Raw genomic sequence first — 21,157 nt, forward strand, 5'->3', positions numbered from 1 at the left:
TCCGGATCAGTGAAAGGTGCGCACCACTTCCAGCACGCCGTTAATGATGAACTGCACGCCCATGCAGACCAGCAAAAATCCCATCAGGCGCGAGATCGCCTCAATGCCGCTTTTGCCCACCAGCTTCATGATGGCTCCCGAACTGCGCAGTGAGATCCAGAGGATCAGGCTCACCAGCAGGAAGGTCAGCACTGGCGCCACGCTAATCACCCAGGCGGGAAAATCAACGCCACTTCTTACCGTCGAGGCGGACGAGATGATCATCGCAATGGTCCCGGGTCCCGCCGTGCTCGGCATCGCCAGTGGCACAAAGGCGATATTCACCGGCTCTTTGGCTTCATCCAGCTCATCCAGTTTCTGCTTTGCTTCAACCGAATGGCCCGCAGGCTTGGCCGGAAACAGCATCCGAAAACCGATAAAGGCAACGATCAGCCCACCGGCCATACGCAGGCCCGGTATCGAGATGCCAAAGGTATGCAGCACCGCGCTGCCTGCGTACCACGCCACCACCATGATGGCAAAAACATAGATTGACGCCTGGCGCGCCTGCCGGTTCCGCTGCTGGTAATTCATATCACCCGCCAGCCCTAAAAACAGCGCCACGGTGGTGAGTGGATTGGCGAGCGGCAGGATCACGACAAGCCCCAGACTAACGGCTTTAATCAGCTCCAGCATGTCTGCACTCCCTGATTAGTGTTTCGGGCGCTCCAGCGCCTCAAGCAGCTCCGGGAAGAAGTCCTGCAGGATTTCCGGCGTCATCAGTTCGGGGTACTGCATCAGATGTTCGCGGATACGCTCGTTGACGTCCGGCAACAGACGCTGAGCCGCAGCACTGGCGGTGATTTTGTGCTTCTTCATGGCGCGCAGCAGATCGCCTGGCAGCGTGTCTTCGTCGTCGGCGTCATCGACCATCTCCAGTGCATCCAGCTCGTCGAACATCTCCATCAGTGCTTCGGTCTGCGGCGTGCGGGACTCATATTCACGCGGATGTTCATCTTCCAGGAAGCGCAGCATGGCGCGCATAGGCGTGCCGTCTGGCGTGGACGGCGGTTCGGTGGCGAACCAGCTCAGCAGCTGATGCATGGTGACCTGATGGACGCGGAATCCACTGTCGACCAGCTCATCGGCCAGCAGTTCGGCCGTTTCGTTCTCAATCAGGCAGATGTGCGTGCGTTTGGGTTCATACTGCTCCAGCCACTGGTAGATCTCTTCTATCACGCCATCGTCATACTCGAATTTTTTGCTGAGATAGCTGTCATCCTGTTCGTGAACGCAGGCCTGAATCTGATCGGGGTCGAAGTAAAGTGCGATGTTGATGCCTTTCATGCGTGCTGTCCTGTAGAAACCAAAACAACACTATAGCGCTCAACCCCAGGTTATGGGAATGTCAGGCATCACAGCATGGCGGGGTTTAATGCTCCCCTCAGTGCTGCGAGGGGAGAGATGAATAGGGGGATCAGGAGATAAAGTTTTTACCCTGCTTCAGTACCACGTCGCAGGCTTTGGTTTTGAGCTTCTCACCCATGGGTGAGTTGCTCAGGCTTTGCAGATTCAGCTGCTGGCCATTTCCGGTATTCAGCAGGCCTGCCACGCCCTGGGTGTAATCGGTTTTCTGTTCCTGCGCGGTGGTGGTGTTAAGACCGAGCTTGCTCAGCACCTGATCTTTCACCGACTGCACATTGTTTTTCACCACGTTGTGTTCGACACAGTACTGCATTACACCAGCCGCGTTGGTCATGCTGTTGGCGCTGACCGCTTTGTCGCCGCCGCCCAGCATGCTGGTAATAGAAGAGAGCGACAGACCACCATTCTGCTGCGTGGTGCTGGTGGTGCTACCGTTGTTCTGCTGGCTGAGCTGCGACGCTGCACTGCTCAGCTGATCCTGCCAGCTTGCCGCTGATGCACTGCCTGCCACCAGAAGTGCTGCCACGCCCAAAACCCATGCACTGCGTTGTGCCTGCTTCATCTTAACCTCAGTATCTTCTTATTTAGTTTTGCTAAGAGAGGCTGACGAGCAGAAAGTTCCTGACTTCCTTTTATAAATAGCGTCTTAAATAGCACTTTGGGAATCTTCTGTAATAGAAGCGATAAAATATTCAGATGCTTGTTAGTGTTATTATTCTGTGAAGTGATTTGCTGAAGGCAGTAATAAGTGCCTCTCGCTGAAACATTATTTAATATCCTCACGTTTTTTATCAGGAATCGTCCTGGTTTAAATTAAATTTACCGCTTTGCTTATAGAGTGCTTTCTAAGCGCTTGCGTCTGGGCTGGTAATATTTACCTGAGAAACTATTTTAATATAACATCATGTGTTTCATGTAATTTTTATATTTAACGTAGCGGTAATTTAAACCGGGGTGCTTGTTTTTGATGCAAGTGTCTGTGCCGTAATTAAATTGAGTTAGCGGAGTTTTTTATTATTCCGGCTTGCGAAATCAGCCAGAGTGTTCATGCTTAATCACTGTGTCAGGCAGTTGTGGTAATTATTTAATTTAACGGGAGCGATATTATGGCTGGACAGCCAGAGCACAATAATAATGCAGACGTCACGCTTAAACTCGCTGAAGAGCAAATAGCCCTGACGAAGCAAAAGATTGTGGATGGACATGTCCGTGTTACCCGTTCCACAACTGAGCATGACGAGGTCATCAGTACACTGCTTAACCGGGAGAAGGTTGAGATTGAGCATGTAGCAAAAGCGCATCCCGTTGAAACGATGCCCGAAATCAGGGAAGAGAACGGTGTACTGATTGTCCCGGTAGTAGAGGAAGAAATCCAGATTGTCAGAAAGCTGGTGCTTAAAGAGGAGATCCACATCCGAAAAGTGCAGGAGAATGTTCCTTTTCAGGAAGTGGTGACCCGACGTAAGCAGCAGGTGAACGTTGAAAGAGATGACGATCAAATTAGCTAACAGAGAGGAACCTATCATGGCACAGGAAAAAATCGTAACACTGTTCGATTCTGCAATTCAGGCAGAGGCCGCGAAAAGAAATCTCGTGAAAGCAGGCTTTTCTGATCGGGACATCAGTCTTATCAGTGGAGAACGTTTGCAGCAGGAAGGGCAGTCTGTCCGCCATCCGAGCCTGTGGCAGCGTCTGTTTGGGCACGACGTCGATAAAGATGAGGCGGATGTCTACACCAGAGCCATGGATAAGGGCGGCGTCGTGCTGACCATCCGTACTGAGGAGGAGAAACTGGCCCGCGCCATGACGATTCTCCATTCTCATGACTCGGTAGATGTGCCGTCACGCATGCAAAGCTCAGTTAATAATGGCAGCAGCGCGCCGGGCATCAACCCGACAGCAGGTAAGCAGTTTGCCGGTGAGACCAACGACCGCCAGGTTGAACCGCGACGCACCTCACTGACCGGTGACGAGAGCGAAGCCGATATTCTGCGTCTGGCCGAAGAGCAGGTAGAAGTGGGTAAACGTCTGGTAAGCGAAGGCTCCACCCGCGTACGCCGCTATACCGTGACCGATACCGTCTCTGAAAATATTTCATTGCATGAACAGCACGCTGACATCTTCCGTCGCTCGGTGAATGAACCGGCGCTGGCGGGAGAAGTGGACTGGTCCGAGAAAACCGTCGAAGTTGCTGAGACCCATGAGCAGCCGGTGATCAACAAAACGACCCACGTGAAAGAAGAAGTGGTGGTGCGTACCGACGGCAGCGATCGTACCGAGACCATTAATGACACGGTGCGTCGTCAGGAAGTGGATATCGACCATGCACGAGGCGGTCTGGAGAGCGAACTGCCGGGTACCACAGCAGCGGGCAGACCTGCCGCAGCGGGTGCAGCGACGCAGTCACCCGGTGCGCATAATCGCGACCACAAAGAGAGCCTGACTGAGAAGGTGAGCGAGAAAGCCAGCGAAGTGAAGGACAAGGTTGAAAGTAAGTTGCATGATCACTCACATTGAGGCGCTCATCCTGACAACAACAGATGATGATGATGGGCATTGCTGATGCCCGATGCTGAGCATGCAAGATGCAAGAAAGAGCTAACCGTGAGGTTGGCTCTTTTGCGTTTGGGGGGGAGCGGTTATGGTTGCGGCTTGTAAACGTGGTGCTGCCTTTACACGCGGTCGCCTCAATTCTGTTTCTGGCCTGTCTGCCATTTACCGGACTGGCGATCATTCCAAAGCTTTTTTAGCCGCCACACTGTTGTTGACCATGACGCTTCTGATGCTGGCATTGAGCGCTATCGCTGGCGAAAGCTTACTGAATGTATCGCGCTGGCAGATCCGTGCCTTATCCGAGTGGCCCGCGCTGATTGAGGCCGGGCTGCCTGCTGGTGATAGAAGAGAGCGATATACCGCTATTCTGCTGTGTGGTGCCGGTGCCGGTGCTGAGCTGCGACGCTGTACTGCTCAGCTGATGATCCTGCCAGCTCGCCGCTGATGCACTGCCTGCGACCAGAAGTGCCGCCAGTCCCCATCCCCACGGACGGCGTTGTGCTTGTTCCATCGCAACCTCGTTATGTGCTTATTCAGTTTTCCTAAAAAGCTGAGGAGCTGAACGTTCCTGACTTTCTTCATTAAATAGCGCTTTGGGAATCTTCAGTAATAAAAGTGATAAGATATTCAGGTGGTTGTGGGTGTTATTATTCTGTGAAGTGATTTTCTGAAGTCAGTGATAAGGACGCCCATATAATAAATTTTTTAATATCCTTGCTGCTTCTATCATGGATTATACTGGTTTAAATTAAATTTTCCGCTTTTCTTACGGTATATTTTATTAGCGATTGCCTGGGGTTGGTTAATGTCTATCTTTAAAATTATATTTGCCGAACTGTCTTCATTGTTTTTTTACTTTTATCATCACGGAAATAATAATCGCGTTGATGAATTTAATGCCGTAATTAAATTGAGGATGGAAGGTTTTTACTATCCAGCCTTGCAAAAATCGCCATATTCACGTCCTGTCTGACCTATTGTGCAAGAGGCAAAGACAGCGTGTTCGTTAGGTATCTGGTCTGAACTCATGACGACTTACGCTTGTTGTCCGGGCTGAAGTCAGTGCGGGGTTAACGACGGTCTGGCTTTTCAGCAATCAACCAGGTCAGGCCGTAAACCACCAGTCCAGCGACAAGAACGAGCAGCGGAACAATGATGCGCATGGCACCTTCATTCAGCGTGGCTGCCAAAAATATGCCCACGACCATAGCCATTAATACCAGACCGCCGGACACTTCGGCGATGAGCTTACGAAGAAGTCTAATAAGTTTCGATAGCATTAATAAATTCTCTGGAGGCTGAGGGGTTTTTACGTAACATTTCACCCATTTTGATGAAGTTCTGCAGGGGTTCTTCAAACATGAAATAGAGCATGTCGTAGTCGTTAACCCGCAGTTTTCTCCACAGTTCAGGGTTTTGCATCTGAAGTCGTCTGGAGGCTTCACAGGCGCGGGAAATTACGCCCTGAGGGTTCGCTCCAGCCCCAGATAAATCCATCGGTACTGAAACCATGCCCGATAAGACTGAGCTGGGGAACATTGTTGCGTCCGTTGCTTTTCCCCGGAAATCGCGTCCATTGATGAATTAACTTTAAAATATTGTAATGGTCATGGCAAATTTTTGGCAGTGCAGGCTGAACTGAAAGGACAGCTGCTAATGATTTTATGTAAAAACTTTCTGTAAAGTTTCTACGGATAACCGTGACCTGTTTTCTTCGATATAGTCACAAAATATCCGTGCTAGCCGGAAAGAAATACAACCCGAGAGAATAAAGTGAACTGTAAACGGGCACCGCTGATACTCGATGCTGAGCATGCAAGATGCAAGAAAGGGCCAACCGCGAGGTTGGCTCTTTTGCGTTTGGGGGCTGGGTGAGTGATTAAGGTTGTAGCAGGAGTCAGGGATTTCCCAGGCCAGCTATCAAATTAAACTTTTCCTGATAATCGCATTCAGCCAGATCTCATTGCTGCGTCCCGCACGTACATCACCGGTCTGCCAGATTTTTGCCGTTTCAAAAGCGAACCTGTTCCCCGTTGCGTCCTTAGATCCAGCCTCTTTTATGATCCCCAGCTTATTTTTAGCCAGGGGGGCCCTGCCGGGAGTATTCATTCCTTCAACCAGTTTCTGAAACCCAGTTACATCCATATCAGTAAATCTGCGCCCGTCCTTTTCCCGTTCGCCGTGACCATGCTTAAAGGAGAGATACCAGACGCCACCAGGCTTTAGCGCTGTGGCCAGCTTTGCCATGACGTCAGGGAGTTCAGTGTGGGAAACATGCAGCACCGATGCGCAGCACCAGATACCGTCATATTTTTCAACCGCATCAACATCCTGAAAGCGCATCTGCGCTACAGGCTTTCCGGACCACTGACGAGCCAGCGCAACCAACTCTGCTGATGCATCGAAGGCTTCGACGTCAAAACCCATTTCACTAAAGGCTTTGACGTCACGACCTGAACCGCAGCCTGCATCAAGAATGCGAGCGCCTGGCGGCAGGTAACCGGTAAATGTCAGGTAAAGCGCAGACATATCCACACTTGCCGTGTCGGTAAAAAACTGTTGAGCGTTCTGACGGTAATAATCTTCGTTGCTCAAAACTGGCTGCCTCCCTGTGCCGCTGGCTGCCACTCGTGGAGCAGGGAAAATTTTGCCGTATCCCAACTGTTTTGCAGGAAGCTGTGCCGTAGTATCGGCGTTGCGCCGGTCTGGCGGAGTAACGTCTCCCGCAATGGCAGATGGCTGTTAATAAAGTATTCGTTTCGATCATGCAGTCGCTGCAGCAGCGCTATTGACGGGATGCGCGCAAACTTACCCTGAGCGCCACGATTACAGGTCTGGCAGGCCAGCACCAGATTCCAGACGCCGTTGAGGTTGCCGATTTGCTCGCTGAGTATCAGCGGCAGAAAGTGATCGACATCCGCCAGGTTCTCTTCGCCGCCCGTCACGCCAATGGCGCGGAAGCAGTAAAAACACAGTCCTTTCTGGTAGCCGTTCAGGCTGCTGCGACAGCTGGTAATATCGACGCGGCGACCACTCTGGCGGCTGAAAAGCATTTTGTCATTATCGTCATAATCAACCGCAATCAGGTTGCGTGAAACATTCATCGCCCAGGCTTCTTCAACCAGCCGCCATCTTGCATCCGTTTCCGCTTCCAGACTGGCGAACTGTTCGTTTTCCGTCAGCTGATAAAAATTATCCGTAAGTCGTATGCCTTTATGACTTCGCCGTTCATCCAGGAAAAAGCGTTTGTCGATCTCGGCATGATTCACATTATGAAAAGCATCGATGACGTTAGCAAAACCGCGCTTAACGGTAATAGCGATTAACTGTTCTTCGTTGATTTCGCCTGCGTTGAATTGCCTGCACGCCTCCAGAAACTCGCTGCTTTTGCTGGTAATCTGCTTTGGCGCATGACGCAGGTGAGCGCACAAATGCCGGACAAAAGGCACGGCCAGCGCTTCCAGCGTAATCAAATCGTTGTCCGGCTGCTTCAGGTCGTATAGCGCATGGGCAAGAGCAAATTTATAGGACGCGACGTTTTTGCCAAAAAGAATAACGCCGCGCCAGTAGTTTTCGAGGCGGGGATCGGCCTGGTAAAAGCGCATGCAGGATCCTGTTTTGCGAGACAGCTCGAGAAATTCATGTAACAGGATCACATAACAAATGCAGGTAAATGTAAACCGTAAAGGTGGGGAGGGATTTGGGAGTTTTTAAAGGCGAGCAGGCGCTGTAAGACAATCAAGACAACATCAGCGTAAGAGATAAGTTGAGGGAGGATGCTCAGGTTAAAACGTTGGGTCATAGCCGGATTTATTCAGGCAACTCAGTTGTGGGGCTGGCGCTCGGCACTGCCTGTTTCTGGCACTCGCCAGACAGATCGTAGTGCACTGAAAGATGAGCTGGCAGGGCAATAAAAACGGATAACGGCGTCATATCTTCTTCGATATAATCAGGAGCTATCCGAACAGATCGGGTCATTTAAATGCATCAGTTTGTTTATTTTATTTTCTCACTGCTGTCGTTAGTTTTCTTCATTTTGCTCATCTGGTATTGCTTCAAGCCTTTGCCCCTCAAAAAAGGGCTCCCTCCTTCTCCAGGCGAGATGAAAAAGATATCGGCTAATACGCCGATATTGAAAAAATTGGGCATGAACACGGAAGATTATTACTATGACTGCGACTTCCTGTATCAGCAGCGCGAAGGCGAAACGATTTGCAAAGTTCCGCTGAAGAATATTATCAGGATAAAAGTTACCGGAACTGAAGTCAGCAATCGCCGGGTATGGCTTGTTCGTTACGTCACCGGGTCTTATAGCACCGAAAGGGAGTTCAGAGTCCTGAACAACTACACCCTTTTTAATCGGGATTTTGTCGGTTTTCTTGCCGCCGTGAAAGAGGCCAATCCAGCGGCTGAGGTGCAGGAAATGACCTTAGGACGACTGTAAATTGGCAGGATAGCGCGGAGCGCTTTAGCATGAGCAATGATATGGAACCCTCAATGGCGGACGTTATCGCTTTTGTTCGCGAGTTTGCAGGATGTAAACGTGAAACCATCAATGAAAATACCTGGTTGGAAAAGGATCTGGGGATTACCGGCGATGATGGTGTTGAGTTGCTGGAGGAAGCGGAAAAAATTTTCGACGTGAGTTTTTCTACAGAAGAAGAGGATTTCCGTAAGACGTTCTCTCTGAAAGAAAACGAATATCTTTTCCATAGTGAAGGCATCGACTTCTTGTGCATTGTTTATCTTTGCAGACGTCTGCGCGGCATTCCTGCGCCCGTTATCCGCGACCTTTCAGTCGGCCAGTTGCACCGTGTGCTGGTTGAAGCGCGTAACAAAAAAGAGAGAGTTACCCTATAGCTGCATCGCCCAGGAACGTGGCTCAGCCTTTCGTTAAAGCCTGGCGGCAATTAACAATGGCTGTTGGTTTTCTCGCACTCGTGATGTAAGAGTGATACCAGTGCTGATGTCAGAAATAAAACATAAGGAAATAAAGTGAACTGTAAACCGATGCTTTTTGTGCTGGCGATGCTCTCCCTGTCGGCTCAGGCCGCCCAGAGCGGAAAAACGCTTGAGCACAAAGACTGGGAAGTTGTCTGTGATAACACCCTGACCTGCCGCATTGCGGGTTATGGCAAAGAAGAGGATCCCTCCGGCTCCATCCTGCTCACCCGTGCCGCTGGACCTGGAACTGAGACAGTGGGAGAAGTGACGCTGGGCGACACCGAAGATGACAGCGAACCGGCGGAAAAGCTGACGCTCTGGATTAACGGGAAATCAGCAGGTGATCTGGTGGCGGCTGACGACAACTGGCGAATGTCGGCAAGTCAGACCTCAGCGGTCATCAGCGCCGTCAAAGGCAGCGGTAAAGTCGAGTTTAAAGGCGGCACCAAACCATTTCTGCTTTCCGGTGAGGGCGCTTACGCTGTGCTGCTGAAAGCGGACGACGTGCAGGGCCGTATCGGCACGCCAGGTGCGCTTACTAAAAAGGGCAATAAACCGGAAAGCAGCGTGGCTAAGGCTGTGCCTACACCGGTTATTCAGGCGGCTAAAACCCTCGGCGGCGAACCCCGTTTGCTGACCGCTTCGGAAAGCGACGCACTGAAAACCCGGCTGCTTGCAACGGTCAATCACAATGACGATGACACGTGCGACAGCCTCTATTCACCGGCAGAAAACAGCGATCCTGAAACTGACGGACTTACGCTTACGCCACTGGATGATACACATGCTTTGCTTTCATCGCTCTGCTGGCGGGCCGCGTATAACGAAGGCTATGGCTACTGGGTCATTGATAACCAGCTAAAAGGCAAGCCTGAGCTGGTGACCATTTCCGGGTCGGATTACGACAAGGGCGAGATTACCAGCGTGCAGAAAGGCCGTGGCATCGGCGACTGCATGAGCCAGGAAAACTGGGTATGGGACGGCAAGGCTTTCCGCAAAAGCTATGACGGCGGGACCGGCATGTGCCGTTATATCCATGCGGGCGGCACCTGGGATCTGCCGACGCTGGTGACGGATGTGAAGCCTGTTTCGGGTTAGATCGTAATGCCAGTGAAACATGCTGGCTGACGTGAGTGCTTTGCAGTGGGCGAGGGGAGTGAAGAATTTCTGACAAGGATGTCATGCTGCGTCCCGGAGAACCTGAAAGACGGTTTTTTCAGCAGTTGCATCTCTGCCTGCGGATAAGGGTTGCGGAAACAGGGGTTAACGGTATAATCCTCAACGTTTTCCGCATACCCTTTAGTGCCGAAGTGGCGAAATCGGTAGACGCAGTTGATTCAAAATCAACCGCCGCGAGGCGTGCCGGTTCGATTCCGGCCTTCGGCACCAACAGTATGCAAATTAGAGTCGCTTAAGGGCGGCTTTTTTTGTGTCTGGAAGCCAGTATCCGCAAGCCTTTCCTCTCTTTTCACTCAACTTAAGCCAACCTGATTCAATCTACATCAACTTACTGATGCGGGTAAAACTGCGGGTATATCGTGGCTCGATAATGTTTGTACCCATCCAGAACCCTTGAAAGGGTACTCATCATGGCTCTGAGTGATGTGAAGGTTCGTTCGGCTAATCCCTAAGAAAAAGCTTATAAACCTACTGACGGCAACGGTATGATTTTGCTGGTTCACCCTAACGGCTCCAAATACTGGCTACTGCGTTATCGCTTTCGCGGCAAAGAAAGATGCTGGCGTTGGGGAAATACCCTGAAGTATCCTTAGTGACTGCCAGGGGCACGGCGAGACGAAACACGTAAGTAGTTAGCTAACGGCGTCGATCCCAGTGATAACAAGAAAGCCGATAAGGTAGAGCAGGGACAACTGGCGATAACGTTTGAAGTGGTCGTCAGAGACTAGCACACCAGCAATCAGAAGTGGCCCACATCGCATAGTGCTCGTGTATTGAAAAGCCGGAAGGATAATCTCTTTGCTGCTATCGGTTAGCGGAACAATTCTACTCTGAATACACGGGATCTGCTTGTCCCCCATCAAAGCGGTGGAGTCATCCGGGCGTTTTGAAGTCGCCGCCCGTTTACAGCAGCGTACTACAGCGATTATGCGCTTTTCTGTGCAGAGCGGCCTAATCGATTATAACCCCGCGCAAGAAATTGCCGGTGCGGTTGCTACGGCGAAAAGACAGCATCGTGCTGCATTGGAACTTAACCGCATTCCTGAATTACTTCACCGAATCGATCACTACTCTGGCAGACCGTTAACCCGACTGGCTGTCGAACTCACGTTACTAGTTTTCATCCGTTCAAGCGAACTGCGTTTTGCTCGCTGGTCTGAAGTAGATTTTGAAACGGCTATGTGGACGATTCCAGGGGAACGTGAACCACTGGAAGGTGTTAAACATTCTCAGCGAGGTTCGAAGATGCGGACACCTGACCTTGTTCCTTTGTCGCGGCAGGCGTTAGCCATTCTGGAAAAGAACAAAAGTATGAGTGGAAACCGTGAGCTGATTTTTGTGGGTGTGACCTGCTCCCCGTTGATTAGTACACCCCGATGTTAGTAATGTCTTCATAAGCCACATGAGGACATCCCCATGAAGAAGCGTTTTTCCGACGAACAGATCATCAGTATTCTCCGCGAGGCTGAAGCTGGGGTTTCTGCCCGTGAATTCTGCCGTAAGCACGCCATTTCCGACGCCACCTTTTACATCTGTCGCAAGAAGTATGGCAGCATAGACATGCACTCACGTAATGGACGTAAAAAAGCCCGGGCCATGCCGGGCTTTGTTGAGTTTCTTTGTCTGCGGCTCATAAGAGTTTACGCTTGTTGCGATCGGTTCTGGCTCCCCGGAAAGGATGCGCATCGCTCACGCTCAGCACGGAACATCAGCAGCTGATTTACAACCGTCCAGTGCTTAATAAGGTTCAGGATAGATGTTCGGTACAGCGTGTCGGCATCGTTCGTGCCTTTGAGAACGACCGGTGCATGCGTTGAGCCATTCCGTTCAACTGGCTGTACTTCATCCTGAGCAGGCTGCTCAACTCAGTGCCGTGAATGATAATGAAGTCATCAGTGAGCGTATCAATGCACTCATCTGTGATGGTCTGCTGGATTTCAGCTTGGAATTGAAAATACAACTACCAGATTTATATGGGGTTGTTTATCCTTGTATCGGATTTTTTGGGAATAGGTTATGGATAAAATACTGGATATAGTAAACGGATGGATTGCAGCTGCCGTATCAAGTGGAGCATTGCAGACAGAGCAGGTTCTACTTTTTATTTTTATTGCGGGGCCGCTTGCTCTTATTATCTGGAAAATACGAGGGATTATCGAATTTTTTAATGAAGTCAGAAACTCTAAGTTAAACGAGTTGCAGCACCTTTTGGATAGCTACAAGCTATCGAAGGAGGTGAATATTTGTATCGAAGAAGATATTTTAAGAATAACCAGTTATCGCATGACAGGGATTTCTGATGTCGCCAGTCAAAAGATTGTTTTACGGTTGTTCGTAGGGCATAGAAATATAATACCTGTCAGCTTCTTCAAGAAGTTTAGAACGTTCTTACATATTGAAGATGGAAATCTTGTGTTCAAAAAAGGATTTTCTTTCTGGTTTGAGAATATTATGTATGCTCTTTTTTCACTTCAATTCCTGTTTCTTGCTATTTTATCTTTAATACTGTCTATTTACAGGCATGAATACATTCCTTTTTGGGAGCATTTAATGCTATACACCTTTGCTGTGATTTTGTTTCTTTTCTTTATCGCCTTTTTGAGAATGATACCGCTGCCTAAGGAATGCAAAGTGTTAAGTGAGATTCTACAGACTCAATATAATAGCTCCTCTGAATGATTTTTTAGTTATTGGGCGTTCACATCTGGTTTGAGAACGCCCTGTTACGATAGATTTGACATTTCAGCTCATTATCGTTCCCGGCTCCTAGATAAATTGGGGCGAAAAACGTACTGCTAATCCCGTTACTGTCTGACATGATGATAAACAAACCCGGACTTATGGCCTGCATCAAAAACCGGCAGATCCCGAAAACCACATCGCCTGCGAGGCCAACAGCAGTCTTATTTTTAAATGTAGGAGGGAAAGTTATCCTCAAAGGGATTTTCTGGTTTATCTAAAATCATATAGTTACACTATTGGTTTAACTATAACAAAAAAAGTAAACTACCTTAGCCATTCTGTCATGACCTTTTCCAGTTTATCCAGCGACTGCACGCGCTTTTCCTCATTCATCCGCCCTATATTTCGCAGCTTCCATTGAACGGCTGGTAAATTCTGAATGTGGGATTCTGGTGCTAAATTCCAGTCAGGTTCTCCGCGTTTAAATGACATCAGGAAGTCGAAATCCTGTTGAGTGAAATGCGCTTTCAGCGCGCTAAGCATTCTTTCCGGGACCTCTCCCAGCGCTTCCAGTGAGACCTCCTCAAGGGTCATGCCGCTGAATTCATTTTGAAAGGGTTCGTTAATATCTTTCCAGCGTGGGCTAAGCACTTCGGATAAGGGGCGATTATGGCTAAGCAAATAAGCGATAAAGCCATTGAATATTGCGCGGTCGATTCCTTGTGTATCAAGGAGCATTTTAACGTCGTAGAAATCTCTGGGATGTTGTCGATCTAACGCAGCACATAGCTTGCCGCCATATAGATCAGGCAGTGAGACTACCGGGATCGCGGCAAAACCAAACTCTTCTTCCACAGCTTCCACGACGTCGCGTTCTTGCGGTGGATACAATGTTCCCCGGGCAACGGGTGAAACCTCGATTTTAATTTGCGCGTCGTCCGTAGTGGCTATGATACGCATCTCATCGGGATTATGGGTTTGCAGCACTGCACTGATCCTGGCTTTTACTTCCAGTTCAGCGGCGATGCGGCTTAGCGCCTCCCGCACGTTGGGTAAGGCGACCTCTCTGCTTTCCAGTGGTATATAAGCCAGATCGATATCAACGGACAATCGGGGAAAATCGCGAATGAATAAGTTGATCGCGGTTCCCCCTTTCAGCGCAAAACAGGTCTCGTTAGCGACATAGGGTAATGCTCTAACCAGCAGGGAGACCTGGCGGTAGTAGGGGGAGGTTTTATCCATGGCTTATTCCCTTCCTGGTAAAATTTTCGGGCACAGTAATCATGTACTGCGTATCCAGCTTGCCATTAACAACAACCTGTCGGTTACCCGATCCCAGGTCGATTTTGCTGGTATCTACGCGCCTGAACCAGGCATGATCATAAAAACTGGCGAAAAACAGATACAATCGCTTTGTTTGTACGGACTGACTGAGCGTAAGTAGCTTCTCGACTTTACGTGGATTGAGATTGACCAGTCCCTGAAAAAGCTCGGCAGCGTGCTCGAATGAGATTACCTGAGGAACTGCGCTTAACAGCTCATAGGCTGCCAGCTCTGGTACGCTGGCAGTTAATTTTTTTCCTTTAACGTCGAGCTCGGTTCGGAACTTCTCATCCAGTTGAGGAAGCTTCAGAGCTGATACTATCAGCCACTCAACGCCGGGAAATTCTTTAAACCATTTAGGCAATATTGTTTTGTTTTCAACGCTAAGCCAGCATTGACTCTGCTTAAGTTGCAGGTAATGGGAACGGCCCTGCCAGGAGAGGCTGCTCAGTCCGGCCAGATGCACTGGCGCGTCAAGCTGGCTTTGAAGACTCAATAGCGCATCACTCCAGTCCGGTTCTCGTCCTGCGCGCGCATAAACGCCAGCCCGCAGTTTTTTCAGCCAGCCACTTTGCGCGTATTTATAGGCCAGAGAAGGCGATATGTTGTTCCGGGTTAGCCAGGATTGCAAAACCAGGCTTCCTGGAGAGGTGTTTTGCAACAGCCAGTTTATTTTTGATGGCATAGATCAACTCAGAGTGTAACTATAATAAAAAAAGTAAACTATCTGGGGAGTGAAAAGTCAACGTACAGTGTTTTTCACAGCATAAATGTTGCCAGCGAAAGTTATTGATAGCCTGCTGGTAAATCCTGAACAGATTGTTTCAGTCAGGCTGTAAATGATTGCATCACGTGTATTTTTTGATAGATCTGCCCGTAATCGATACTGTCAGCCGAATCCCTGCCGCCGCTGCTTTAGACACATACTCTGGTACAAGAAAAATCGGCTCTGCCAGCCACATCAGTCCCTTCACTATCAAGCGGGATCGAGCGGGATCGAATGATAAGCCTGGCGTGGTACCTGGACCCATGGTTTTCGCTGAATCGCCCTAAGCCGCGACTATCAGTCCGTCAATAAATCCGACAACTAATCCTGGCGAAAGTATTCCAGGGTGAACTCACCGTGCAGTGGCGGCTGTAGACCCTGAATAAATCAGCGGAGAAAACAGCGCTGCCGCGTTGCTGGAGAAAATTAAATCCGAACGTACAGTCTGAACAGGTAAAAAGGCCCGCGTAGAAAATCCTGGTTATTATTTTAGTGCGGGCCTTGCCGGTGCGCGCCTTATTATTTACCGCCAGATAAATATTAATATTTATATTCAAATGATTTTATAAAAAAATTATTTCACGCTGCTTTCAGCTGGACTTTTTGTCGCTTTACTGATGATGTATACAGGTATTTAGCGCGGTGCGAATGTGCGCCAACACACCCGCGCCGCTAATCACAATCACTATTTATAGGGAATAGTAATCATGACTGACGCCCATTCTATTGCACAACTGTCGGAACCAGAAGTCTCGCCTTCAAATAACCGCCAGCTGACGGTTGGCTACGCGAGCCGCTATCCGGATTACAGCCGGATTCCCGCCATCACTATGAAAGGACAATGGCTGGAAGCAGCCGGCTTTGTCACTGGCACAGCCGTAGAGGTAAAGGTAATGGAAGGCTGTATTGTGCTCACTGCCCGGCAGGAGATCGAACTAGTGCAGTCGCTGCGCCAGGTGTGCAAGCTGTCGGCGCGGAAACAAAAGCAGGTTCAGGAGTTTATTCAGGTTATATCCGGTAAACGGAAAGTCGTTTGAATGGAAAGCCGTTCCCGAGATCACATCGGGAGCAGTTAAATATCAAGGTGAATAATGTAGAGCGAGGGAATTTCAGGCTGCATTTTCGCGGCGCCGCTCGGCGTGTCTTTAGGCTACATCACTTTACAACACCGAACTGATTTCATGGCTATCCGGCAGACATTACTCTATACCTCACAGGTAAAATTACGTAACGGGCTAATGTCTTTTGCACAATTGAGTTGGTGTTAAATGGAAGCGAAACGTGTCCCGGCAAGGGATGGAATCCTTATCGCCGTCACCTTGCTCGTAATAACTTTCCTTCTGGTAAAGCCATCAGATCAATCTACAGAGGGAGAGCAGAATTTTTGGACAGCGTTAGCAAAGCTATACAATCAACGCGATATTGAAGGTCTGTGGGGGTTACGCTAATAGTCATCAGAACAGTGGTAACCCTCAACGGTTATCAGATCATAGTCAGAGTGATTGAGAAGAAGATGAATAAAAAAAACGAATTTTATAATAAGTGAAGTGGTTTTTTTCCCCTCGCATTGCCATAAAGTCGTAACAGGGAAGGAGCGTTTAACATGAAAAACAAAATATTGCTGGGTGTCGTATTTCTCTTAACGGGATGTCCTGGGCCTGGCGATCGAATGGTGGGGCGCGTATCTACAACGGCGTTTCTCAAAGACAATCGAGTTTGTGTAGTGTCGCCACTGGAGCCACAAGAAAGTATCACTGCCATTCAAATCAACAGCGATAAAAGTGACTCCTTTCACAGGGTTTTTGATGACAAGCCTGTTTATGTTCCAAAAGGTGAGTGCCTTCCTGTGTTCGGATTTAAATTCACAACGGGAGAACGATACTATTTCGCCTATGAGGTTCAATCTGCTAAGTCAGTTTCGCATCTAGTCACAGCTGATTTCTCTTATCACAAAGAATAAGAAGGCGGAGCGCCCGCTTTGTTGCCCAAACCGGCATGCAGCACACCTGGAATATTAATCAATGGTAAGCAGGCTAATGAAACAGCTTCCCGGCTGGACTGTCTGAAAAATCATCTATACCATTCACGAGCAAACTACATAAGGAGATGTAAGTATGAGCACCCGAAGAGAAATTAAGGATGGGGCATCCTTTGACGTACTCGACAGAGGCATAGTTTACACCGAGGTGTTGGGCTGGATTGATATGGGCCATGCCCGTGGCAATGACGTGGCTGCGTTGAGGCGTCAGTTCGCTGAAGGTGAGCGTAGCAGCAAGCCATCTTATCCAGTCATGTACCGGCAGGATATGGGCGTTTTTAAGTTCAAATCGCGGTTTGGCGTCGGGAAGTTTTCTCACTGGGAAATCAAGCGAGGCCGGGACACCGATGAGATTAACAGAATCATGCTGGCGATGATGATGAACACCGCATCCAGATTCGAAAGCCTGCAAAGTCTGCGTTCATTCTCATGGTATACAGACAGCGGTTTCAGTGGTGAGGATTTGGTTTCCGATCTGTTTGGTTTTTATCGGGCTATCATACCGGGTCGATATGGCTATCGTCTCAAGCCAGTCAGCTATGATTCAGCTGTTCGGCGCTGGGACTACTATGGGGCTATCGGTTCCCATAAAAATCATGGATTCCGTCCGATTCTTTTTCCCGACCCGGATGATAAATGCCTGCGACATCAGCCGTATAAAGTATATCTTCCGCATTTTATGACCTGGCTCAGGCCGTGGAACGATTTCACATCTGGAATTGTTAAGGTCGTTACCAATGATGGGACATCACTCTCATTCATGGGGACGAAGCAATGAAAAACCTGTTTAAGTGGTCCGCGCTTATGGTTGCTACCGTGCTTATTTGTGGCGGTCTGTTTGTCTGGTTTGTTGCAGCGTGCTCAAATGAGGCGACTGTTTACACACAACACGATTTTTTTAAATACCATACACTGACAGACTCAGATATCGAAAAAGCACCACGTATAACGGACGAGTTCTATTTCGAGTCGCACCCTGGTGACGGTTATTCTCCTACAAATAGCATCGTATTTAAAGGAGCTGCAGATACTGCATCGCTGCGCGCTTATCTCGAAAAGCTGGGATACGTGAAGCAAAAGCGCAGTCTGGGTGAGAAGGAAATATGGGCAAGGCCTGATCAGTTGGATGGGGATCAGTTCTATCTATACTTTAATCCCATAACCCGTGAGGTTGAGCTGACCAAGGTTCTGAATAATTGAGTCGCCGAGGTTACGACTTTGAAAAACATTAACATAGCCGGACTGGATAGCCTTATCGCCATCTATTTTGGACAGGATTATGACCTGTTCGGTAGTGGTGAAAGTGTAGATGCTCAAATCAACGCATGGATTGCAGATTCTACTCCCGCCTCCCGGCATGGCTTGATAGGTGATATTGAACAATTTATGAGGGAGACTGACAATCTGGAGCAGGATTTCGAAAGCTGCTATGGCGCGGAATTTTCTACAGATTTATGGGAAACGACGCCTGCAGAATTCCTGAAGCTTTTGAAGCAAAAGGTGAGTGCATCTCTTTCTGAATGCTGATTTGCCATTCAGCTAAACACTTCCCTAATACAAACCCTTGCTGATGAGGTTATACCTGCATTGAGTCTCCTGAGCGGACGGAATCCACTAAACGAGAAATGGTTATGGCGATGCCGGTCTCTGCCGCTGGTCATCGCGCTGCTGCTGACAGGATGCGCCCGCTCTGACGCGTTGTGGACGGTCACGCATAATCTCTGCATGAATAACTATCACTACCGTCGCGATCCGGCTCCCTGCCAGCAAGTCTATCTTCCGCAGGACGCCACACAGGGCTACAGCATCATCCAGAATCCCCGCCACAAGCTGCACTTTATTTTGGTGCCCACGGTGGCGATGTCCGGCATTGAGAGCATTGCGCTGACGCGCCCCGGACGTCCCGATTATTTCGGTTACGCCTGGTTGATGCGTTATCGTCTGATGGCGGCTTATGGGGCTGAAGTGCCGGAGGAGCGGCTCGGCATGGCGCTGAACTCCGCTTATGGCCGCAGCCAGAATCAACTGCATATTCATCTGACCTGCCTGCGGGAGGATGTCTATCGCCAGCTTCAGGCCGAGCGCCCCTATATTAATAATGACTGGCGACCCTTGCCCGACCGTTTGCTGAATCATACCTATTATGCCCGTCGCGTGATGCAGCCGACGGCGATGGGGATCTATCCTGTCACTTCTATAGCGCGCCATTTCCATCTATCGCCGCCGCAGCTGGCGGAATCGGGTGTGGCGCTCATCCCGGCGACGTTCTCGGGAGAAAAAGGGTTTATCCTGCTCACCACCCGGCGCGGCTGGGATAAGGGCAATCGGGCGTCCGTTGAGTCGCTACTGGATAAACGCTGCACTATTCTTTCAACGCCGCCGGCTGACGTTTCAGTCAGGGAGTAACCAATCTTCATCACCCTGAACCTTCAACCAACCCAACCGCACTGCTGTAATTAAGCCCTCTGATAGCATGAACCCGGCTGAAGAGGACGAGATCACCCGCGCAGAAAAACCAGCTCATGGCTCACGCATGAATAAAGACCAGCGGCCCCGCGCGCTGCCAGTGGCATCCTGTCATGCACACGCTGTAAACCCTCCCTTTTTTAAACAGAGTCATCGACAGCGGAAAACTTCTGGTAGAATACCGATAAAATGAAACAGTGTTTCATTTATTGAAAGTCATCGGAGGCAATATGTCCAAAAATGCAGCATTACTCCTGGCCACAGGATTTGAAGAAGCAGAAGCGTTTATTACTCTCGATATCCTCAGCCGGCTTGGCATCAAAGTCACCACCGTTGCCTGTCAGCCTCAGCGCGAGATCGTCAGCTACCACGGTGCCGTCATTAAAGCAGATACGCTGATTGAAGAATTAGCGGACGCACATTTATTCGATGCGCTGATCATGCCAGGCGGGCCTGAGGGTTCTAAGAATCTGGCCGCCAGCTCTGCTGTTACTGCTTTAATTCAGCGACATGATGACGCCGGCATGTTGATTGCCCCTATCTGCTCTGCCGCCGCCCGGGTGCTGGGTGGCAATAACCTTCTGAAAGGCCGTCGCTATACCTGTTCAGGCGAGCTGGGGCTGGAGGTCAAAGATGGCGAGTATGTAATGGAGGATGTGGTGGAGGATGGCAATCTGCTCAGTGGCCGGGGGCTGGGTGTCGCCTTCGATTTTGCATTAACGCTGGCTCAGCGTCTCACCGGTAATAAAGGCGCGGTCGATTTCCAGGCTGAACACATTTATTACCGTCCGTGGCTGAAGAGGTCGCTTCGCTAAACGCCCCTGAATTTTAGTCAGCCGCACAGAGCGCTGAGTGTTGTGATAGCAGCAAAAGAGACACCGAATCCTCAGTGTCTCTTTGAATCGCAGCCGTGTTCCACTAGTCATTGGCGACTGGCTTACCGATACAGCGCCGCTTTCCCCACCGAATTAAACAGCGCCATCTTCGCCGCGACCACTTCACCTGCCGCCTGCATCGGTTTAACGAAGAGTGAATTAGGCTCGTGTCCACCCTGTTTCAGTTCCTGTTCCAGCGCCACGAAGAAAGCCTTCTTCATATCGCTGGAGATATTGATTTTACCGACGCCATAAAGAATGGATTCCGCGACCTCGCTGTCTTTGTTGCCTGACCCGCCATGCAGCACCAGCGGGATATCCACCACCTTACGGATCTGCTGCAGACGTTCGATATCCAGCTTCGGCTGCTTCCCTTTGGGATAGAGGCCATGCGAGGTGCCGATGGCGACGGCCAGCGTATCGGTGCCGGTCTCGCGCACAAAGGTCTCCGCCTGCTGCGGATCGGTATAGAGAATCTCGTTACTGCCGCCTTCACCGCTGCCTTCCGCCACACCGATGGTGCCCAGCTCCGCTTCCACGGAAACATTAATCGTGTGCGCTATCTCGACAATCTTCTTCGTCAGCGCAATGTTCTGCTCAAAAGGATGAGACGAGGCGTCAATCATTACAGAGGTAAAACCGGCGTAGATCGCTTTCATCACCTCTTCCAGCGAGCGGCCATGGTCCAGATGGATCACCACCGGCACCCGCGCCTGAATCGCCAGCGTCCGCAGATAACCGATAAACTCCGGGCCGGTGAAGGCCATCTCCTCAGGATGGATCTCCAGAATCAGCGGTGAATCCAGCCGCTCGGCAGTCTCAACCGCCACCCGTCCAAACTCCGCGCTGGCGATGTTGAATGCACCGACACCAAACTGATGACGCTGGGCAACGCTGAGCAGGTCTTTCATGTTGTAAAGCATAGGT

General features: G+C 49.8%; 24 protein-coding genes, 1 tRNA gene and 3 pseudogenes. 17 read left to right on the forward strand and 11 right to left on the reverse strand.

The window, feature by feature from the left end:
- Positions 1 to 6 precede the first annotated feature (6 nt).
- The 3 genes from LQK91_RS11745 to LQK91_RS11755 form a co-directional block, all read right to left on the reverse strand.
- Positions 7 to 675 (reverse strand): MarC family NAAT transporter, encoded by a 669-nt coding sequence (locus tag LQK91_RS11745; protein ID WP_003850965.1) that lies wholly within the window; start codon positions 673 to 675, stop codon positions 7 to 9.
- 15 nt (positions 676 to 690) lie between these two features.
- The gene (locus LQK91_RS11750; RefSeq protein WP_003850964.1) at positions 691 to 1,326 is read right to left on the reverse strand and encodes a hypothetical protein; all 636 of its coding nucleotides are present in this window, start codon (positions 1,324 to 1,326) and stop codon (positions 691 to 693) included.
- 130 nt (positions 1,327 to 1,456) lie between these two features.
- Entirely contained in the window at positions 1,457 to 1,966 is a 510-nt protein-coding gene (locus tag LQK91_RS11755) for a DUF2501 domain-containing protein (RefSeq protein ID WP_105099515.1), read from the reverse strand.
- A gap of 544 nt (positions 1,967 to 2,510) precedes the next feature.
- On the opposite strand from LQK91_RS11755, the gene LQK91_RS11760 reads away from it, so the two are divergent.
- Both LQK91_RS11760 and LQK91_RS11765 read left to right on the forward strand, forming a co-directional pair.
- Positions 2,511 to 2,912, forward strand: a complete 402-nt coding sequence (locus LQK91_RS11760; protein ID WP_003850961.1) for a YsnF/AvaK domain-containing protein — start codon at positions 2,511 to 2,513, stop codon at positions 2,910 to 2,912.
- Positions 2,913 to 2,928: 16 nt separating this feature from the next.
- Positions 2,929 to 3,921 carry a YsnF/AvaK domain-containing protein gene (locus tag LQK91_RS11765; protein WP_105099516.1) on the forward strand — a complete coding sequence of 331 codons (993 nt, stop codon included), beginning with the start codon at positions 2,929 to 2,931 and terminating at the stop codon, positions 3,919 to 3,921.
- Between the two features lie 358 nt (positions 3,922 to 4,279).
- Here the strand turns inward: LQK91_RS11765 and LQK91_RS11770 are convergent.
- From LQK91_RS11770 to LQK91_RS11790, 5 genes and pseudogenes are all read right to left on the reverse strand, one after another.
- Positions 4,280 to 4,468, reverse strand: a pseudogene (locus LQK91_RS11770) (DUF2501 domain-containing protein); the annotation flags it as partial.
- Between the two features lie 559 nt (positions 4,469 to 5,027).
- Complete coding sequence (locus LQK91_RS11775; RefSeq protein WP_033762275.1) at positions 5,028 to 5,237, reverse strand: hypothetical protein; 210 nt, start codon at positions 5,235 to 5,237, stop codon at positions 5,028 to 5,030.
- Complete coding sequence (locus LQK91_RS11780; RefSeq protein ID WP_231001619.1) at positions 5,218 to 5,496, reverse strand: hypothetical protein; 279 nt, start codon at positions 5,494 to 5,496, stop codon at positions 5,218 to 5,220. Before LQK91_RS11780 ends, LQK91_RS11775 begins: the two co-directional genes overlap by 20 nt.
- A gap of 381 nt (positions 5,497 to 5,877) precedes the next feature.
- Positions 5,878 to 6,552 carry a class I SAM-dependent methyltransferase gene (locus tag LQK91_RS11785; RefSeq protein ID WP_003850952.1) on the reverse strand — a complete coding sequence of 225 codons (675 nt, stop codon included), beginning with the start codon at positions 6,550 to 6,552 and terminating at the stop codon, positions 5,878 to 5,880.
- Positions 6,549 to 7,562, reverse strand: a complete 1,014-nt coding sequence (locus LQK91_RS11790) for an HNH endonuclease domain-containing protein (protein WP_003850950.1) — start codon at positions 7,560 to 7,562, stop codon at positions 6,549 to 6,551. Before LQK91_RS11790 ends, LQK91_RS11785 begins: the two co-directional genes overlap by 4 nt.
- A gap of 377 nt (positions 7,563 to 7,939) precedes the next feature.
- Here LQK91_RS11790 and LQK91_RS11795 point away from each other — a divergent pair, with 377 nt between their 5' ends.
- The 7 genes and pseudogenes from LQK91_RS11795 (at position 7,940) to LQK91_RS11825 (ending at position 12,759) form a co-directional block, all read left to right on the forward strand.
- The gene (locus LQK91_RS11795) at positions 7,940 to 8,401 is read left to right on the forward strand and encodes a hypothetical protein (RefSeq protein ID WP_033762272.1); all 462 of its coding nucleotides are present in this window, start codon (positions 7,940 to 7,942) and stop codon (positions 8,399 to 8,401) included.
- A 29-nt stretch (positions 8,402 to 8,430) separates the two neighbouring features.
- Complete coding sequence (locus tag LQK91_RS11800; protein WP_078804803.1) at positions 8,431 to 8,817, forward strand: hypothetical protein; 387 nt, start codon at positions 8,431 to 8,433, stop codon at positions 8,815 to 8,817.
- Between the two features lie 150 nt (positions 8,818 to 8,967).
- Positions 8,968 to 9,999, forward strand: a complete 1,032-nt coding sequence (locus tag LQK91_RS11805; protein ID WP_078804902.1) for a DUF1176 domain-containing protein — start codon at positions 8,968 to 8,970, stop codon at positions 9,997 to 9,999.
- A gap of 206 nt (positions 10,000 to 10,205) precedes the next feature.
- Positions 10,206 to 10,290, forward strand: a tRNA-Leu gene (locus tag LQK91_RS11810).
- A 200-nt stretch (positions 10,291 to 10,490) separates the two neighbouring features.
- Positions 10,491 to 11,424 (forward strand): annotated as a pseudogene (locus tag LQK91_RS11815) (tyrosine-type recombinase/integrase); the annotation flags it as partial.
- 72 nt (positions 11,425 to 11,496) lie between these two features.
- Positions 11,497 to 11,799: a transposase gene (locus tag LQK91_RS22085; RefSeq protein ID WP_369700121.1), complete on the forward strand. Its 303-nt coding sequence runs from the start codon at positions 11,497 to 11,499 to the stop codon at positions 11,797 to 11,799.
- A gap of 297 nt (positions 11,800 to 12,096) precedes the next feature.
- Positions 12,097 to 12,759, forward strand: a complete 663-nt coding sequence (locus LQK91_RS11825) for a hypothetical protein (RefSeq protein ID WP_039658881.1) — start codon at positions 12,097 to 12,099, stop codon at positions 12,757 to 12,759.
- A 327-nt stretch (positions 12,760 to 13,086) separates the two neighbouring features.
- On the opposite strand, the gene LQK91_RS11830 is transcribed toward LQK91_RS11825, so the two are convergent.
- Positions 13,087 to 14,004, reverse strand: a complete 918-nt coding sequence (locus tag LQK91_RS11830) for a nucleotidyl transferase AbiEii/AbiGii toxin family protein (protein ID WP_105099518.1) — start codon at positions 14,002 to 14,004, stop codon at positions 13,087 to 13,089.
- The gene (locus LQK91_RS11835) at positions 13,997 to 14,770 is read right to left on the reverse strand and encodes a type IV toxin-antitoxin system AbiEi family antitoxin (protein WP_105099519.1); all 774 of its coding nucleotides are present in this window, start codon (positions 14,768 to 14,770) and stop codon (positions 13,997 to 13,999) included. Before LQK91_RS11835 ends, LQK91_RS11830 begins: the two co-directional genes overlap by 8 nt.
- A gap of 393 nt (positions 14,771 to 15,163) precedes the next feature.
- Between LQK91_RS11835 and LQK91_RS22090 the strand changes: the two are divergent.
- The 8 genes and pseudogenes from LQK91_RS22090 to LQK91_RS11870 form a co-directional block, all read left to right on the forward strand.
- Positions 15,164 to 15,234 (forward strand): annotated as a pseudogene (locus LQK91_RS22090) (restriction endonuclease subunit S); the annotation flags it as partial.
- A gap of 324 nt (positions 15,235 to 15,558) precedes the next feature.
- A complete protein-coding gene (gene symE, locus LQK91_RS11840) occupies positions 15,559 to 15,888 on the forward strand; it encodes an endoribonuclease SymE (protein ID WP_105099520.1) in 330 nt (109 codons plus the stop codon).
- Between the two features lie 566 nt (positions 15,889 to 16,454).
- Positions 16,455 to 16,811 carry a putative T6SS immunity periplasmic lipoprotein gene (locus LQK91_RS11845; protein WP_039658872.1) on the forward strand — a complete coding sequence of 119 codons (357 nt, stop codon included), beginning with the start codon at positions 16,455 to 16,457 and terminating at the stop codon, positions 16,809 to 16,811.
- 154 nt (positions 16,812 to 16,965) lie between these two features.
- Positions 16,966 to 17,667, forward strand: a complete 702-nt coding sequence (locus tag LQK91_RS11850) for a hypothetical protein (RefSeq protein ID WP_039658871.1) — start codon at positions 16,966 to 16,968, stop codon at positions 17,665 to 17,667.
- Positions 17,664 to 18,089, forward strand: a complete 426-nt coding sequence (locus tag LQK91_RS11855; RefSeq protein ID WP_105099521.1) for a hypothetical protein — start codon at positions 17,664 to 17,666, stop codon at positions 18,087 to 18,089. The genes LQK91_RS11850 and LQK91_RS11855 overlap by 4 nt, the downstream gene beginning before the upstream one ends.
- An 18-nt stretch (positions 18,090 to 18,107) precedes the next feature.
- Positions 18,108 to 18,416, forward strand: a complete 309-nt coding sequence (locus LQK91_RS11860) for a contact-dependent growth inhibition system immunity protein (protein ID WP_003850923.1) — start codon at positions 18,108 to 18,110, stop codon at positions 18,414 to 18,416.
- Positions 18,417 to 18,485: 69 nt separating this feature from the next.
- Entirely contained in the window at positions 18,486 to 19,295 is an 810-nt protein-coding gene (locus tag LQK91_RS11865; RefSeq protein WP_105099586.1) for a CDP-diacylglycerol diphosphatase, read from the forward strand.
- Between the two features lie 290 nt (positions 19,296 to 19,585).
- Positions 19,586 to 20,170, forward strand: a complete 585-nt coding sequence (locus tag LQK91_RS11870) for a DJ-1/PfpI family protein (protein ID WP_105099522.1) — start codon at positions 19,586 to 19,588, stop codon at positions 20,168 to 20,170.
- Positions 20,171 to 20,292: 122 nt separating this feature from the next.
- Here LQK91_RS11870 and LQK91_RS11875 read toward each other — a convergent pair whose 3' ends face one another.
- The gene (locus LQK91_RS11875) at positions 20,293 to 21,153 is read right to left on the reverse strand and encodes a ketose-bisphosphate aldolase (protein ID WP_105099523.1); all 861 of its coding nucleotides are present in this window, start codon (positions 21,151 to 21,153) and stop codon (positions 20,293 to 20,295) included.
- Between the last annotated feature and the right edge of the window lie 4 nt (positions 21,154 to 21,157).

It is taken from the genome of Pantoea sp. MHSD4 (assembly GCF_021043305.1).
GTDB classification, from domain to species: Bacteria; Pseudomonadota; Gammaproteobacteria; order Enterobacterales; family Enterobacteriaceae; genus Pantoea; species Pantoea eucalypti.